Raw genomic sequence first — 16,088 nt, forward strand, 5'->3', positions numbered from 1 at the left:
TCCCCTCTGTAAATCCGGTTTCCATTGTTGATGCTTCCCCGATTCTGCCTCTCGGTTTTGCACGGTTTCTCGGTGACGACAGGCCCTCCGAGACCGATCTCAGCCAGCCACCGGGGCAGAGAGCCGGGATCAGTCCCAGAAATTATTAGCACGCCGGATGGCCCTTGTCAAGTAAAACCGCTTCGACAATCTTGTAGTTTTCATAATATCAGATTCAAAAATTCTATATTGCTAATTCTTGTCGCCATTTTTTGCTGCTCAGGTTCCGGTTCGGACAAGGCCGATGGGGGAAGATTTTTTTTCTTGACAGGCGGGGGCGGTATGGTAAAATGGTTGACTGTCGACAGTCCTTAATCATCAGTCGACTATACGACGCGGCCGGTTTTCTCAGCCCGCGGTCTCCGCGTGCAGACCCGAGGAGAGGAGCATGGCGATCTTTCAGAAGCAGCAGAGAACGACTCTCATGGAGATTGCCCTCAAGGAGATCAGGAGCGCTATACATTCCGGCAAGTTGAAGCCGGGGGATCGAATCGTTGAAGCCGAGCTCGCCAAGGAGATGGGGATCAGCCGCTTTGCCATCCGGGAGGCGATCCGGTGTCTCGACAAGGAAGGGATTGTGATGACGACTCCCTTCAAGGGGAGTTATGTTTCCAGGTTCGATCTGAAGGACCTGGAAGAACTCTACAGCCTCAGAAGCGCACTCGAGGAGCTAGCGGTGCGGATTCTCATGGAGAAGCTCGCTCCCAGACACATCCAGAAGCTCGAATCCGTGCTGAAAGCCATGGACCGGGTGGCCGCAAAGCAGAAGGGGGGCGTCTTTTCCGAGGACATGCGGTTTCATCGAACCATCTGCGAGCTTTCCGGCCACCGGCGACTCCTGGAGATGTGGTTGACCTTGCAGGACCAGGTGAGGGTGTTCATCGCCATGGAAGAGGCCTCCTACCAGGAGCGGGACCGGCTCCTGAAGGTCCATTATCCGGTGATGGAGGCGATAAAGAGCAGTGACAGTCCTCGCGCTGAGAGATGCATAAGAGAACACATAGGCGATGCGCTGGAGGTGATCAAAGGGGTTCTTGTGAAGAGAGCCCGCGGTGGTCACCAAGAGAGGCAAAACCGGGCCAGGTCTTAGCGACTATCTCTTGAGGCGGAAGACCAGCCTGGGCTCGGAGAGACCCTCATCGAGGGTCCCGGAATTCGGGGAGAGGGGACTGCTCCGGCTCGATTGGAGAGAGATTCCATTGAAACCCTATGTTCGGAACCGGGACGAGCTGTTGTCCCACGGCAACAGGCGGTTGAGAACCATGGCTCTCCAGATAATCGAATCGGCCCTGGAGGCATCGAATCCCTATCATGCTGCAAAGAGCCTTGTCCGCCTGGAAGGAGACAGGCTCACCGTGGGACCTCTCGTCTATGATCTCTCAAAAGGGGGGAGGATCTACGTTATCGGCACGGGCAAGGCCACCTACCCGATCGCCAGAGCGCTGGAAGAGATTCTTGGAGATCGGATCTCTGAGGGGCTGGTGGTACTGAAAAGAGGGCAGGCGGCGAGTCTGGACCGTATCAGAATCATCGAGGCCTCTCACCCCATCCCGGATAGGAACGGACTTCGGGGGGCCAGGGAGATGATGAAGCTGGCAGAGAAGGCAGGCAAAGGAGACATCGTTTTTGCCTGCATTACGGGGGGGAGTTCCGCTCTTTTGCCCATGCCGGCTGACTCGGTTCGGTTGTCCGAGAAAAAGAAGGTGAATCGCCTGCTCCTTTCGAGCGGGGCCTCCATATTCGAAATCAACGCCGTACGAAAGCACCTTTCAAGAATCAAGGGAGGGCGCCTCGGCCTAGCCGTCTTCCCCGCGGAACTCATCAATCTCACGGTGTCTGATGTAATCGGGGATCAACTGGACTATATTACCGATCCCACGGTACCAGACACTTCGACCTTCGAGGATGCCAGGCGTTGCCTCGAAAAATACGGCCTTCTGAAAAAGGTTCCCCCTTCTGTTCGGGCCTATCTGGCGGCAGGGGGTCCTCGCGAGGAAACTCCAAAAGATTACGGAGGAATGCCCTGCCACAGCTTTATCCTGGTGCCCGGCGATTCGGCCTGTCACGGAGCCGTGACCGCCGCGAAATCGCTCGGCTTGGAGCCCGTGGTCCTATCGACCATGTTCGACGGGGAGAGCCGTGAGCTGGGGAGAAACTTTGCCGCCATCGGCAAAGAGATTCGAAGATCCGGGGGGTTTGTCAACCCCCCCTGTGTGTTGATCGGGGGTGGAGAGACCACAGTAACCCTGAGAAGGAATTTCGGCAAGGGGGGCCCCAACCAGGAGTTTGTGGTGGGTGCGGTCCTGGGCATGGAAGGCCAAGAGGGATTTGCCGTTGCCGGATTGGATACAGACGGCACCGACGGGCCGACCCCTGCGGCCGGAGCGATCGCAGACGCCTCGACTATCGACAGGGCCCGCCTCAAGGGGATCGATCTCTACCGGTCTCTGGAGGATCACGAGGTGCTTTCTGCCCTCATGTCTCTCGGTGATGCCCTTGTTACAGGCCACACCGGGACAAATGTCAATGATCTGAAATTCAGTATCCTGGTTTGAGATCATCGGGCGACTTTGATGAGGTGCTTTTCAGATCCGGTGGTAGGGTGAACTTGCCGAGAGACCGAAACGGGGATTCACGGGTGGGGCCGGTTTCTCGAAAGGAGGTGAGGATCGTCTTCTATTCTAGGAAGGGGCTAAGGAAAACACTCTTTAAGGCACCCAGAAGGGGTGCGAGGAGGGATTGAAATGATTCTTGCGAAAGAAACGTTTACGAAAGGAATGGTCATCGCTCTTGTTGTCATGTTCGCGGGGTTTGCCGGGAGTTCGATTGCCTTTTCGAAGAGTATCACGATCAAGGTTGGCAGCTATGACGCCCCTCTCGAACTGACCCTGGACAAGACCAACGGTAACTATGCTTCGACCAATGTTAAGGCCCAGGTGTTCAAATCCCTCTTGGAGTCTGCGAGTGGAGGGAAATTCAAGGTAAAGGTCTACCCGGCTGGGCAGCTTGGCAACGACAGGGAAGCATTGGAGATGGTGAGAGACGGTACGATGCAAGTGAACGCATATCCTGGCAACCCTATGTCGAACTGGGTACCAGAGGTCTTGGCGTACCAGATTCCCTATCTCTTCAAGGACACCAGTGTCGCCCTAAGGGTCTTAAACGGTCCGCTGGGAGAAGAGCTGAGACAACTCATAATCAAGAAAACGGGGATTCGGGTTCTGCAATGGGGGTTTGAAGGCCCCTATGCGAATTTTCAGTCGATAAAGAAACCGATCCATGTACCGAGTGACTTGAAGGGCCAGAAGATCAGGGTCATGGAAACTCCGAGTATGCATGAGATCGTGAAGGTTGCCGGGGGAACACCTACGCCCGTCCCGTGGACTGAGATCTACACCTCGATGCAGCAGGGGGTTATTGACGGGTTGGAGTGTCCCTTGCCTTTTGTCCGGATGGCGAAGGTTGACGAGGTCATCAAATACATCTGCAAGGCCGATTTCTACCTGGCTTTTTCGAACTTCCATGTCAACGAGAAGTTCTACCAGTCCCTTTCGCCGGCAGACAGATACCTGATCGTAAAGTGTGCTCTAGAGGCCATGAGGGTCTATGACGGAATGGTGCTGTTCAGCGAGCCAATATGGGTTGACTATTTCAAGAAAAAGGGTATCGAGGTCTACTATCCGACGCCCAAAGAGATGGAAATATGGAGGCAGACCATCAGACCTCACATGATCAAGTGGACAAAAAAACAGATCGGTTCTGAATGGGTGGATAAGTTCCTCAAGGCGTCAGAAGACGCCGAAAGGGAGCTCTACGGAGACTGAGGGTCATCTTGGACCTGCGGGGTCTGTTCGGAGGGACGCACATCCTGCCTGCGGACAGATCCCGCCATGGTCCCTGCCGGAAGTCTCAGCTGCTTCGAGCCACAGGTCTTGCCGGATGACCGGATGCCAGGCCGTCAGGAGTTGGGGATGGAGAAGATAAACGATTACTTGATGTCCTTTTGTGCGGTATCGATCATGATCATGGTTCCCTTCATGACCGCCATTATTTTCGTGCAGGTCGTTCTGCGCTATGTGTTTTCGGCCCCCCTTCGGTGGCCTGAAGAGATGTCGAGATACCTTCTGGTCTGGATTTCGTGTTTGGGCGCCGCCTACGCCGTAAGGAAGGGTATGCACATAAGTGTCGTTTTCATAAGGGATAGGCTTCCGGAGACCTTCAAGACATTCGTTCTGTGGACGAGCTATTTTCTGATGATCGGATTCTTCATGTTTTGCTTTGTCTGCGGCGTAAAGGAATCCTACTCACAGTGGCTACAAAAAACGCCCAGTATGCGGATACCGATGACTCTGCCAAAGCTTGCCGTTCCGGTGGGGTTCGGGATTATGGTCATGTTTGGTTTGGAACTCTTTCTCAAGGATGTGGGGAAACTCTCTCAAAAGAACCGAGGAACTTTCGAAAAAAGCCAGGCTGAGGCTGTTGGTCGATAAGCGGGGAAGGAAAGGATGATTCTGGCTGCTCTCATGATGATCATGGGGCTGACGATGGCCATAGGTATTCCTATCGCCTGGACGTTGGGCATCAGTGGACTGGCGGCCATACTCCTCATGCATACCCCGTTGAGTATCTTGCCAGCAAAGATATTCGGAGGGATAAACTGTTTTCCCCTTCTCTGTGTTCCCTTTTTCATCCTGGCGGGCGAAATCATGGGCTACGGGGGATTCACCAGGAGGCTGCTCAATTTCGCCGTTATTCTGGTCGGGTTCATCAGGGGTGGGCTGGCATTGGCCAATGTGGTGGCCAGCATGCTCTTCGGCGGGATTACCGGTGCGGCCGTTGCCGATGCGAGTGCACTGGGTTCTGTTGAGATACCCATGATGACGGAGAACGGATACGATGCGTCGTTTTCGGCAGCAATCACCGGGGCCTCCGCCTGCATAGGCCCGATCATTCCGCCGAGCATCCCTGTGGTTATCTATGCCATGGCCGTTTACGGCGTCTCCATAGGTGCCCTATTTGCAGCGGGGATGATCCCGGGTATTCTCGTCGGGCTGGCCCTGATGGCAGCCTCGTATGTGATAGCACGAAAGAGAAGCTACCCCAAGAGGAAGCAGAAGGTAACGTTCCGGGAGTTCCTTGTTGCCTCGAGAGATGCCTTTTTGGCTCTCATGACCCCTCTGATCATACTTGGCGGTATCTTGGGGGGTGTCTTCACTCCTACCGAGGCGGCAGCAGTAGCGGTCGTTTATACGCTGGCCATTTCTCACTTTGTGTATCACGAACTGAAGATCTCTGATCTGCCAAAGATGTTCCTTCAGAGCGGGGTAGGGGCTGCGCTTGTAATGATCATCATCGGGACCTCGACTGTTTTCGGGGTGGTCGTCGCCATCGAGCAGGCTGCGCAAAAACTCCAGGTGCTCATCAGTCCCCTGGGATACTACGGGTTTCTTCTGGCAATCAACGTGATTTTCCTCTTTGTGGGAACCTTCATGGACAATAACCCGGCTATTCTGATTCTCGCTCCCGTATTCGCTCCGGTAGCGCACAGCCTGGGAATTGACCCGGTCCATTTTGGGATCATTGTGGTAGTGAATCTTGTCATCGGCCTGATCACTCCGCCGCTGGGCCTTGTTCTCTTTGTCGTGGGACCTATCGCAAAGGTCTCATTCGAAGAGGTGACAAAAGAGATCTTTCCCTTCCTGCTGGTGGAGATCGGTGTACTCCTTCTGGTCACCTACGTTCCTGTCATTTCGTTATGGATCCCCAGGCTGCTCGGTTATGTGCAGTGAGAAGGAGAGACGAGTCTGACAGGAGAACGGAGCGATATCTTGAGGAAAGAGACAGGAAACCCCAGAAAATCCGTAGAGATCCCTCCAGTAGAGCCGATGGAGCGGCTGGCTGAGTTCATCGTGGAGACGGACTACGGGCATCTGCCCCCCGAGGTGGTGGAACACGTCAAGAAACTCTTTCTGGATACCCTGGGAATCACCATCGGCGGTTCCCTGCAGGAGGCCATTTCGGAGATAGTCAGCCTGGTTAAGGGTTGGGGAGGTGCCAGGCAAAGTACGATCCTTGTGTATGGAGGCAAGGTACCGGCTCCCAATGCGGCTTTCGCCATAGGTCCCATGGCACGCGCTCTGGACATGGGGGATACACACCCGCAAGCCTGTCACATAAGCGAGTATGTGGTTCCGGCTCTGCTTCCGGCGGCGGAGTTGAAGGGAGGTGTGAGGGGTGAGGAATTCATCACCGCCTACGCTCTTGCGTGCGAGGTGGGGAGCCGGATAGGGAACGCCTGTCATTGCAGTGACAAGGCCTGTGCTGCAGGAAGACACCCCCAGCTCGGTCATTTTGAGGCAACTGCAGCGGTTGGTAAACTCTTGGGTCTGGACAAGGCAACGATGCAGAACGCCCTCGGCATCGCCTTTCATCTGATAAGCGCCAGGGACGAGCAGATGTACGTGGAACGTAATCTGATGGTCCGCGTACACCACGGCTTTGTCTGCCGGGATGCGATCAACGCCGTCCTGCTGGCCCAGAGGGGAGTTACGGGGGCTCATCGCGTCTTTACAGGGGAAAAAGGCCTTTTTGCCATCGATTATGTCTGGGAGAGTGAATTCGAGCCTCTCACACGTGGACTCGGTACGACCTGGGAGCTCCTCAAGGATAACATAAAGCTCTATGCTTCCCTCTACGGAAATCACAGCCCCATAAGCGGGGCAAGGGCCCTCATCGAGGCGAACCGAATCGATGTTGCCGAGATAGAGGAAATTACGGTCGAGCTTGATCCGGCAAACCACAGGGCCGGCTGCCAGCCGCCACAGGTGGCCTGGAACCCGGAAACCATGGTTGAAGCCCAGTTCAGCACCCCCTTTGCCATATGTACGGCAATCATAAAGGGAAAGATCTTCGTCGATGACTACACGCCGGAAGAACTCCATAATCCTCGAGTGCGAAGCTTGATGCCGAAGGTGAAGTGCCTGGTCAACGAAAGTCTGGCGGCCTTTGAATCCATCGTGACTATCAGGCTCCGGGACGGCAGGGAATATACAAAGAGGACCCCTATCGATGAGATCAAAGGAGGGTTTCTCAATCCCCTGTCTTGGGATGAAGTTGCGGGCAAGTTCAAATTGATGCCGCCTTTTGGGGCGGCGGAGATTCCCGAGAGAAACGTGGAGAATCTCATCAAAGAGTGCAGGAATCTGGAGACACTCGGCAACACGAATGATATAATTCGTCTGATGACCCCCGCATAGGGCGGTATAGCCGAGCCCGTGTTCAGAAAACAACTTCAAAGGAGGTAGACGTAATGCCAGAGGACCGAAAGAACATTGTCAATAGCTGGAACGAGTGGGATCCGCTCAAGCATATCATCGTCGGCAGGGCCGATGGGACCATGGTTCAGGCACCGGAGCCTGCTGTTCAGCGGGACTGGCCCGAGTACGGATTCCCCCTGGGCAAGTATGGACCTCTGCCCAAGGAGATGGAAGAAAAAGCTAACGAGCAGCTCGACAATTTTGCAAAAATCCTGGAAAGCCGGGGCGTTCGCGTAGACAGGCCCACCCCGCTTGATTTCAGCCAGACCGTCCAGACCCCCGACTGGGTGCAGAAGTCGATGTTCGGCTGCATGCCCCCCCGGGATCTTTTGCTCACTGTGGGCAACGAGATTCTGGAAGCCACCATGTCTTTTCGCAGCAGGTGGTTTGAATATCTCTGCTATCGCCCGCTCATGGAGCAGTATTTCAAGGACGACCCGAACATGAGGTGGGAGGCGGCGCCGAAGCCCCGTCTCACGGAACGGACTTACAAGAAGGACTTCTGGAAGGAGTGGAATTCCCTGAGTGAAGAAGAGAAGTACAAACGGGCCGAAAAGAGCGACTGGATCATAACCGAGGTCGAGCCCTTGTTTGATGCGGCCGACGTGGTGCGGTGCGGGAAGGACCTCTTTGTCCAGAAGTCGATGGTGACGAACGACTCCGGCATAGACTGGTTGCGCCGCCACTATCCGAACCATCGAATCCACAAGGTGAGGTACAGGGAACTCACCCCGTGGCACATGGACACGACCATCGTCCCCCTCCGGCCGGGTCTGGTGCTGATCAATCCGGTGCGAACCCCTCTGGAAAAGGGACAGGGCGAGTTGTTCAAGAAGAACGACTGGGAGGTCCTGCTCGCCCCTAAGTCGGTTCTCAAGGAAAAGAGGCCGATGACCTTTTGCAGCATCTGGCTGAACATGAACCTTCTCGTGCTTGATCCCAAGACGGTCTGTGTGGAGGCCAGTGAGACCCCGGTGATTGACCTGCTCGACAAACACGGCTTCGAAGTGATTCCGGTTCCCTTCTATGAAGTCTCTCCATTCGGGGGTGGTCTCCACTGCGCAACGGCAGATGTCTACCGGGAAGGTACCTTGGAGGACTACTTCCCGAAACAGGTCGAGGGATTTTAGTCGGATTCATGGTATTTGATTCCCTGAAAAGAAGGTGGCCAGAAGGCTCTGGATGGTTATCTCTCCTTTTGGCCATGAATCGGCAATCATTTTGGAAAGGGGGTGATGAAGCGTTCTCGTGGTCTGGATTGGTAAGGTACCCGAAGGAACCTGTCAGCGATTCAAAGGAGGAGCAAAATGAAGAGAAAGAAAAACACCGTTTCCAGGTTGGGAGTCCTTGCTCTGGCATTTGTTTTTGTCTGCCTTGCCTTTGCTCCACAGGGGTTCGCAAAGACGATCACCATCAAGATGGGGAGCATCGACCCGCCCCTCGAGCTCAGCATAGAGAAGACCAATGGTGAGTTCGCTTCAACCCATATCAAGTGCCAGTCCTTTAAGAGTACCATAGAGAGAATGACCCGGGGGAGAATCAAGGTAAGCATCTTCCCCTCCGGGCAGCTTGGCAGTGAGATGGAAGCACTGGAGATGCTCCGGTCCGGTGCAATGGATATGAGCGGCTATCCAGGCGGGCCGCTGCCGAACTTCGCACCTGAGGTCCTGGCGATCCAGATTCCTTACCTGTTCAAGGACATCAACGTAGCCAAGAAGGTATTGTCCGGGCCCCTGGGTGACGAGCTGGCCGAATCGATTGCCAAGAAGAGCGGCATCCGGGTGCTCGCGTGGAGCTTTGAGGGGCCGTACTATAATTTCATGTCGGCAAAGAAACCGATTCGCGTGCCCAGCGACCTTAAGGGACAGAAGTTGAGGACCCTTCAGACGCCGAACCTGATGGAAATCGTCAGGACCGCCGGGGGTACGCCGACCCCCATCGCCTATTCAGAGCTCTATACCTCGCTCCAACAGGGGGTCGTCGACGGATGCATCACGGCCATACCGTTTGTCCGTTCAATAAAGCTCGATGAGGTCCTGAAGTATATAAACAAGTCGGATTTCTATCTGGGCATGTCCAACCTGTACGTGAGTGAAAAATTCTGGAACAAGCTGTCCGCCAAAGACAAGGCTTTGATCAAGGATGCCGCTCTCCAGGCCATAACGGTTTTCGAGGGAATGACCCTCTGGGGTGAAAACCTGTGGGTCGATTATTTCCGGGGGGAAGGATTGGAGGTTTACATTCCTACCCCGAAGGAGATGAAGATATGGAAAGACACCCTCCACGACCACATGGTGGATTGGACCAAGAAGAAGATCGGATCCGAATGGGTGGATAAGTTTCTCAAGGCCTCTGAAAAGGCGGAAAAGGAGCTGTATCCCTACTGAGGACCGGGGTCGATGGAGTGTCTGGGCGGAGGGAAAGACCTTTCCCTCCGCCCAAAGGCCTGTGTTTGATGGGCAGCCACAGGACCTCAATCCTGGCCTTTATCGGAGGTGGATTGCCATGGGAAGAGTCAACGATGCCTTACTCTGGGTCTGCAAGGGGGGCTTGATCGCCATGGTGCCGGTCATGACGATCATCATTTTTGTGCAGGTGATTTTGCGGTACGTGTTTCTCGCCCCCTTGAGGTGGCCTGAAGAACTTGCAAGATACCTCCTGGTCTGGATTTCACTTCTCGGGTCTGTTTATGCGCTGCGCGAGGGTTTACATGTGAGTATCGCTTTCCTAAAGGATAGACTCACCGGGTATGCGGCTGTGGTGGTAAGCGTGTTTGTTCATCTCTCATTATTGGTGTTCCTTATATTCTGCACGGTTGAGGGCCTCATCTTCTCTATTTCACAGTGGAATCACCTTACTCCTGCGATGGAGATACCCATGACTTTCCCGAACATGGCTATCCCCGTCGGGTGTGGGATCATGTTCTTGATAGGCTTGGAGAACCTGATAAGGGATTTGAAAGGATTCCGTTCCCCCGAGAGTGGATCTTAGAACGCTTCGAAATCCCTATGCCTGTAACGATCGGGCTGGCCCTGTCGGCAAAAAGGGAAACGAACCATGGTGCTCACTGTTCTGCTCTTGATTCTGGCAATAACGATGGCCCTCGGTGCTCCCATCGCTTTTTCATTGGGAATAAGCGGCCTGGGGGCGATTTTGCTTATGGGTATCCCCTTGATGGTCGTCCCTCAGAAGTGGTTTTCAGGGATGAACGTCTTCCCTCTGCTGTGTCTCCCCTTCTTCATCCTCGCCGGAGAGATCATGGCCTACGGGGGGCTCACAAAGAGATTGCTCAATTTCGCCGTGATCTGCGTCGGCTTTGTCCGTGGCGGACTGGCGCTTGCCAATGTGATGGCCAGTATGTTGTTTGGGGGTATTACCGGGGCGGCAGCAGCCGATGCCAGTGCCCTGGGCTCCATCGAAATCCCCATGATGGTGGAGAATGGATACGACGCTGAATTCTCAGCGGCCATCACGGCGGCCTCTTCCTGTATAGGGCCGATTATTCCTCCCAGCCTGCCTGTAGTCATTTATGCTATGGCCGTAAGCGGTGTCTCCATCGGTGGCCTCTTTGCGGCGGGGATGATTCCCGGCATTCTTGTGGGTGTCGCACTGATGATTGCAAGCTATGTAATCTCGGTGAGGCGCAGATACCCCAAGAGGGAATACAAGGTGACGCTGAGGGAGTTCCTTGTCGCTACCAAAGATGCCATTTTGGCCATAATGACACCGGTGATCATCCTCGGAGGTATCATAGGAGGGATTTTTACTCCCACAGAAGCGGCGGCCGTGGCGGTTGTTTATTCGTTCATTATCACCTTCTTTGTCTATCGCGAGCTGAAGCTTTCCGATCTTCCGGGTATGTTTGTCAGAAGTGGGGCAATAACAGCTATCGTAATGGTCATCATCGGGTGTTCAAACATCTTCGGTCTTGTCATCGCTTACGAACAGGTGGCCTTGAAACTCGAAACCATGGTCCGCCCCCTGGGATATTACGGGTTTATCATAACCATAAACATAATCTTTCTCATTGTGGGCACGTTTATGGATCAGAATCCGGCAATTCTGATCCTTGCCCCGGTGTTTGCTCCAATAGCGGTTCATTTGGGAATCGAGCCCATACATTTCGGGATCATCGTGATCATGAATCTGGTGATTGGTCTGATCACTCCTCCCCTGGGGCAGAACCTCTTTATCGTTGCTCCTCTTGCAGGTGTGACCTTTGAGAAACTGGCAAAGGAGATCTTCGTCTTCCTGCTGGTGGAGATCGGGGTTCTCATGTTGGTGAGTTATATCCCCTTTGTTTCTCTATGGATCCCGAAGGCGTTGGGATATGTCTCATAACGGAACAGTTCTGAGGGGAATCCCTGAACATCCAATCAGGGTTGACCAGAAGAGACGTCGCATGGGAAATCATTGTATCTGTTGGAGGCCGATCCATGGATATCGTAGCTAGGGGCAAATACGTGATCACAGATGCCAGTGCAGGTGAGCATGGTGTTCTTACAGATGGGGCAGTCTATTTTTCCAGAGGGAAGGTCGTTGAGGTGGGCGATTACGGATCTTTGAGGAAGAAATATCCGCAGGCAACGGTCAAGGGAAATGGAAAACAACTGCTCATGCCCGGACTTATCGACGGGCACAGTCATGGCCGGGGGTTGAGCCCCTTTCAAAGAGGTGGAGCCTACGATTTTGTGGAAAACATCCTGATCGACTGGGCCTTCCTGATCGAAATCGATCCTGAACTGAACGCCATGCTCTCTGGGGTGCGGCATCTGCGCAGCGGTTGTACGACTATGCATCACAACAACTTTGGCAAGGCCGGACAGGCAGATGAGATGGTCGAACGAGCGGGCAAGACGATCAGAGGTTACCACGAGGTGGGTATTCGGTGTGCCTACTCACCAGGGGTGTGCAATAAGGACGTCTTGATCCTGGATGATACGCACTTTTTCGAGACCTTGCCGCCGGATCTACAGGAGTTCTGCCGGCCAATGGTCTTCTATGACAAAAAGGCCGTGGTGGATGAGTACATGGCTCTCTTTGACGAACTATACGACCAGTATAACGACGAGAATACGCGGATTCTGTTTGGTCCAAATCTGATCGAGGGTATTACCGATGACTTTCATCAAAGAGTAAAGACGAGGGCAGATGAGCTAGGTAAGATCCAGATCCATATTCACACTTTGCAAAGCCCCCCAAACAAGAAATACGGCCTAAGACAGTATGGCAAGTCTTGGATAGCCCACCTGGAAGATCTTGGCCTCCTGGATGAGAATTTCACCTTTGGCCATATGGTCTTCGCTTCCGAGGCAGACATCGAGCTTCTTGCCTCCAAAGGGTCTTCCATTACTCACCACGCCAGCTGCAACCTGGCCATCAGAAACGGAATCGCTCCGGTCTACCATTTCCATAAGGCCGGGGTCAATGTCGCCCTGGGAATGGACGATAAGAGCATCAACGATGATGACGATATCATCATGGAGCTGAGGGTCATACATCGACTACATCGGGTTTCCGGATTCGATATTGCAAACACACCGGCTCTGAGTGGATTTGACGTTTTAAAGATGGGAACGACCAATGCGGCCCGTGTCTGCGGTTTTGAAGGAGAGTGCGGTGCTCTCAAGCCCGGGATGAAGGCCGATGCCATCCTGGTAAACCTAGGTGAAATGATGGAGGATCCCTGGATGTCCCCTGAGATGAACATCGCCGAGGTCTTTATTCACCGGGCCAAAGGGATTCATGTCGACACGGTGATTGTGGGTGGAGAGGTGGTCATGGAGGATCGGAGGTTCTTAAAGGTGGACGTTGACCGTCTCTATGAAGAGGTACGAAAGGAGATAGCCAAAGGGATCAGCCCCGAGCAGAGAAAGTACGCTGAAACCCTTCAAAGGATTAAGCCTTATTGCCATAAGTGGTATGAGGGGTGGGAGAAGATGGACTATGAGCCCTTCTATTTGATGAACAGTCGAAAATAGGGAGTCTGAAAGTGGTCGGGAAGATTTCGGCTCGGCGATTGGGAGGCCGGATCTGGGAGGTTCGAAGATGGAGGCTCGAAAAGCGATCGTAATGGATGAAAAGGACAATGTGGCCACACTCCTGGCTGACGTGGACAAGAGCGAAAAGGTGCGAGTGGAAACTGGGGGAGGATCAACGGAGATTGAGATAAGGGAAAGGATTTGCCTGGGTCACAAGTTCGCAACTAGGGAGATAGGGAAGGGGGAGAATATAGTGAAGTACGGTGAGCCTATCGGCCGGGCGATCCAACCGATAGGGCGCGGACAACACGTTCACGTCCATAACGTCGAAAGCCTGAGAGTCCGGGGAGATCTCTCCCGCGGCGTCGATTCAATCTCATCAAGTCGAGATCAAGGAGAGGCAGAATGATGAAACTATCGGGCTACCCCAGACCGGACGGGTCTATTGGATTCAGGAACCGTGTTGCTGTTCTTACCTCTGTCGGCTGTGCCAATGATCTGGCCAACAGGCTCGGGCGCATGTATCCCGATGTGCTTGTACTCACACACAGGCAGGGATGCAGCCAGCTGGGCAGGGACAATGATCAGACCTTCCGTACCCTGGCCGGATTGGGTAAGAACCCTAATGTAGCAGCGGTGCTTGTGGTCGGCCTGGGGTGTGAAACAATCCCGGCTGAAAAGCTGGCCCATGAGATATCCAAGACGAAGAAGCCGGTGGAGTACCTGAACTTTCTCGATGACGAAGGTTTGCTGGCAGCACTTCCCAAGGGAGCGAAGATTCTGGAGAGGATGCTCCAGGAGGCTTCCCAAATCAAGCGGGTCCCCTGCACCATGGAACAGCTCACATTGGGTCTGAAGTGCGGATTGTCGGATACCACCTCCGGCATCGCCTCCAACCCTGCCACCGGCGTGGCGGCCGACAGAGTCGTCGATTCGGGAGGCACTGTGATCTTCACGGAGACTCCCGAACTCATCGGAGCCGAACATATTGTGGCAGGGAGAGCGGCGAGCCGTGAGGTGGAGGAGAAGCTCTATCGTGTAGTGGAGGAGTTCAAGGAGAGGGCAGAAGCCTCGGATCTGGATCTACAGGAGGCAAATGTTGCACCGGGTAATATCGCCGGCGGGCTTACGACGATCGAGGAGAAATCCCTGGGGTCGATCATGAAGGCCGGGAAGAAGACCTTACAGGGAGTGCTCGGATACGGAGAGATCCCCGAAGGCCAGGGTCTTTTCTTCATGGACGGCCCAGGTCGTACTCCCGAAGCCCTGACCGGTCTCAATGCAGCAGGAGCTCAGATCATAATCTTTCCGACCGGAGGGGGGTCGCCCGGAGGGTCTCCCATCTCTCCGGTCATCAAGGTTACGGGGAATCCGGAGACGGCCCGACGCCTCAGAGACCATATCGATGTCGATGTCACGTCCATCAGTAGAGGAGAGGAATCCCTACAGGCGGGCGGGGAGAGGATCTTCCAGAAGCTGGTGGATGTGGCCTTTGGGGAGATGACGAAGGCGGAGGCCCTCGGATACGGTTCCGTCAGCATCTGGAATATCGGCGTTTTGTGTGGCTAAAGGTGGATCAAGGAGGCCTGGATTCCCGGTTGAGCACTGGAAGGAGTTTTCCCATGAGCGAACAAAGTGTTTCTGCAAAGGAGAATCTCGTGTGGATGCTCGACGACCTGTTCGATTCCCGGGAAGTCGAACATATGAGGAAAATGCTGTGGGAGGGGGGGTATGAACTGGTTGTTACCCGCAGTGAATCCTATGAAGCCGATTATCCCAAGTACGCTCCGCGCGCAAAGGGGATCCTGCTACAGGTCAACTTTCCCCTGGGCGAAGAAGACATCAAGGGGCTATCCTCGTGTAAGATCATATCGGTCACAGGCATCGGTTTTGATGAGTTCGATTTGGATGCCGCGACAAGACACGGGATTCTGGCAGCCAATGTGCCCGGCTTCTGTGTAGAGGAGGTTTCCAATCACGCCATGGCCTTGCTGCTGGCCCTCAACAGGCACCTGCCGGAATGCCAGGATCTGACCAGGAAGGGGGCCTGGGAGGGCCTCGACGCCTGGTCCATACGGAGGCTCAAGGGACAGATACTGGGACTGGTTGGGCTGGGTAAGATCGGCAGGGCCGTGGCCCGGAAGGCCAAAGCTTTCGGACTGGCCGTCAAAGCCTATGACCCGTATCTTCCCGAATCGGGGAGGGCTGTTCTGGACATAGAGTTCTTGGAGTTAGGGGACCTCGTTCGTACTGCGGACTACCTCTCTCTCCATGTACCCTTGAACCGGGAGACGCAGCATCTGATAGGCGCAGCGGTCTTCGATTCCATGAAGGATACGGCCTACCTTATCAATACCAGTAGAGGTGGCGTGGTTGACGAGCAGGCACTGATCGAGGCCCTGAGGACCAAGAAGATCGCGGGTGCAGGGCTGGACGTGCTGGCGCAAGAGCCTCCGGAGGTCGGGAATCCTCTGCTTTCTATGCCGAACGTCATCGTGTCGCCCCATTCGGCCTTTGTTTCCCATGAGGCGTTGATCGATCTGGCAGCCCAATCCACACGGGCGATCATCGACGCCCTGGAGGGGAGGGTTCCTGAAAACGTCCTCAACCGAGAAGTCCTGGACCGGCACGGTTGAGGTGGGTGTTCAAGTAGAGTAGTTTCTTGCTATTTCTGTGTCCCTCCCTCGGGGAGGACGCTTTTTCAGGCATCAGGTCGAGCCTTCCCGGCTATGCCTATCCTCGGTGGGTATCC

The 16,088-nt window shown here is 54.5% G+C and carries 14 protein-coding genes; all 14 read left to right on the top strand.

Annotated elements, in window-relative coordinates; all coding sequences use genetic code 11:
• The first annotated feature begins 427 nt into the window (after nucleotides 1-427).
• The 14 genes from JRJ26_06610 (at nucleotide 428) to JRJ26_06675 (ending at nucleotide 15,972) form a co-directional block, all read left to right on the top strand.
• Entirely contained in the window at nucleotides 428-1,129 is a 702-nt protein-coding gene (locus JRJ26_06610) for a GntR family transcriptional regulator (GenBank protein MBW2057150.1), read from the top strand.
• Between the two features lie 172 nt (nucleotides 1,130-1,301).
• The gene (locus JRJ26_06615) at nucleotides 1,302-2,594 is read left to right on the top strand and encodes a glycerate kinase (protein ID MBW2057151.1); all 1,293 of its coding nucleotides are present in this window, start codon (nucleotides 1,302-1,304) and stop codon (nucleotides 2,592-2,594) included.
• 189 nt (nucleotides 2,595-2,783) lie between these two features.
• Nucleotides 2,784-3,863: a TRAP transporter substrate-binding protein gene (locus tag JRJ26_06620; protein MBW2057152.1), complete on the top strand. Its 1,080-nt coding sequence runs from the start codon at nucleotides 2,784-2,786 to the stop codon at nucleotides 3,861-3,863.
• 147 nt (nucleotides 3,864-4,010) lie between these two features.
• Nucleotides 4,011-4,529 (top strand): TRAP transporter small permease, encoded by a 519-nt coding sequence (locus JRJ26_06625; protein ID MBW2057153.1) that lies wholly within the window; start codon nucleotides 4,011-4,013, stop codon nucleotides 4,527-4,529.
• Nucleotides 4,530-4,562: 33 nt separating this feature from the next.
• A complete protein-coding gene (locus tag JRJ26_06630; GenBank protein ID MBW2057154.1) occupies nucleotides 4,563-5,828 on the top strand; it encodes a TRAP transporter large permease in 1,266 nt (421 codons plus the stop codon).
• Nucleotides 5,829-5,867: 39 nt separating this feature from the next.
• The gene (locus JRJ26_06635) at nucleotides 5,868-7,295 is read left to right on the top strand and encodes an MmgE/PrpD family protein (GenBank protein ID MBW2057155.1); all 1,428 of its coding nucleotides are present in this window, start codon (nucleotides 5,868-5,870) and stop codon (nucleotides 7,293-7,295) included.
• Nucleotides 7,296-7,348: 53 nt separating this feature from the next.
• Complete coding sequence (locus tag JRJ26_06640) at nucleotides 7,349-8,485, top strand: serine/threonine protein kinase (protein ID MBW2057156.1); 1,137 nt, start codon at nucleotides 7,349-7,351, stop codon at nucleotides 8,483-8,485.
• Between the two features lie 177 nt (nucleotides 8,486-8,662).
• Nucleotides 8,663-9,742 carry a TRAP transporter substrate-binding protein gene (locus JRJ26_06645; protein MBW2057157.1) on the top strand — a complete coding sequence of 360 codons (1,080 nt, stop codon included), beginning with the start codon at nucleotides 8,663-8,665 and terminating at the stop codon, nucleotides 9,740-9,742.
• Between the two features lie 118 nt (nucleotides 9,743-9,860).
• Nucleotides 9,861-10,346 (top strand): TRAP transporter small permease, encoded by a 486-nt coding sequence (locus JRJ26_06650; protein MBW2057158.1) that lies wholly within the window; start codon nucleotides 9,861-9,863, stop codon nucleotides 10,344-10,346.
• A gap of 69 nt (nucleotides 10,347-10,415) precedes the next feature.
• On the top strand, nucleotides 10,416-11,696 hold the full coding sequence (locus JRJ26_06655; GenBank protein MBW2057159.1) for a TRAP transporter large permease: 1,281 nt from the start codon (nucleotides 10,416-10,418) through the stop codon (nucleotides 11,694-11,696).
• A gap of 95 nt (nucleotides 11,697-11,791) precedes the next feature.
• Complete coding sequence (locus JRJ26_06660; GenBank protein ID MBW2057160.1) at nucleotides 11,792-13,336, top strand: amidohydrolase family protein; 1,545 nt, start codon at nucleotides 11,792-11,794, stop codon at nucleotides 13,334-13,336.
• A gap of 67 nt (nucleotides 13,337-13,403) precedes the next feature.
• Nucleotides 13,404-13,745, top strand: coding sequence for a UxaA family hydrolase (locus tag JRJ26_06665; GenBank protein MBW2057161.1), 342 nt, complete (start codon nucleotides 13,404-13,406; stop codon nucleotides 13,743-13,745).
• On the top strand, nucleotides 13,742-14,905 hold the full coding sequence (locus tag JRJ26_06670; GenBank protein MBW2057162.1) for a UxaA family hydrolase: 1,164 nt from the start codon (nucleotides 13,742-13,744) through the stop codon (nucleotides 14,903-14,905). The genes JRJ26_06665 and JRJ26_06670 overlap by 4 nt, the downstream gene beginning before the upstream one ends.
• Before the next feature lie 53 nt (nucleotides 14,906-14,958).
• Entirely contained in the window at nucleotides 14,959-15,972 is a 1,014-nt protein-coding gene (locus tag JRJ26_06675; GenBank protein ID MBW2057163.1) for a C-terminal binding protein, read from the top strand.
• Nucleotides 15,973-16,088 lie beyond the last annotated feature (116 nt).

This window comes from Deltaproteobacteria bacterium (assembly GCA_019308905.1).
Lineage (GTDB): Bacteria > Desulfobacterota > BSN033 > WVXP01 > WVXP01 > JAFDHF01.

Excerpts from the sequence above, each read along its gene's own strand:
- JRJ26_06610 (MBW2057150.1), top strand. The coding sequence starts at position 428 with ATGGCGATCTTTCAGAAGCAGCAGAGAACGACTCTCATGGAGATTGCC.
- JRJ26_06615 (MBW2057151.1), top strand. The coding sequence starts at position 1,302 with ATGGCTCTCCAGATAATCGAATCGGCCCTGGAGGCATCGAATCCCTAT.
- JRJ26_06620 (MBW2057152.1), top strand. The coding sequence starts at position 2,784 with ATGATTCTTGCGAAAGAAACGTTTACGAAAGGAATGGTCATCGCTCTT.
- JRJ26_06625 (MBW2057153.1), top strand. The coding sequence starts at position 4,011 with ATGGAGAAGATAAACGATTACTTGATGTCCTTTTGTGCGGTATCGATC.
- JRJ26_06630 (MBW2057154.1), top strand. The coding sequence starts at position 4,563 with ATGATGATCATGGGGCTGACGATGGCCATAGGTATTCCTATCGCCTGG.
- JRJ26_06640 (MBW2057156.1), top strand. The coding sequence starts at position 7,349 with ATGCCAGAGGACCGAAAGAACATTGTCAATAGCTGGAACGAGTGGGAT.
- JRJ26_06645 (MBW2057157.1), top strand. The coding sequence starts at position 8,663 with ATGAAGAGAAAGAAAAACACCGTTTCCAGGTTGGGAGTCCTTGCTCTG.
- JRJ26_06650 (MBW2057158.1), top strand. The coding sequence starts at position 9,861 with ATGGGAAGAGTCAACGATGCCTTACTCTGGGTCTGCAAGGGGGGCTTG.
- JRJ26_06660 (MBW2057160.1), top strand. The coding sequence starts at position 11,792 with ATGGATATCGTAGCTAGGGGCAAATACGTGATCACAGATGCCAGTGCA.
- JRJ26_06665 (MBW2057161.1), top strand. The coding sequence starts at position 13,404 with ATGGAGGCTCGAAAAGCGATCGTAATGGATGAAAAGGACAATGTGGCC.
- JRJ26_06670 (MBW2057162.1), top strand. The coding sequence starts at position 13,742 with ATGATGAAACTATCGGGCTACCCCAGACCGGACGGGTCTATTGGATTC.
- JRJ26_06675 (MBW2057163.1), top strand. The coding sequence starts at position 14,959 with ATGAGCGAACAAAGTGTTTCTGCAAAGGAGAATCTCGTGTGGATGCTC.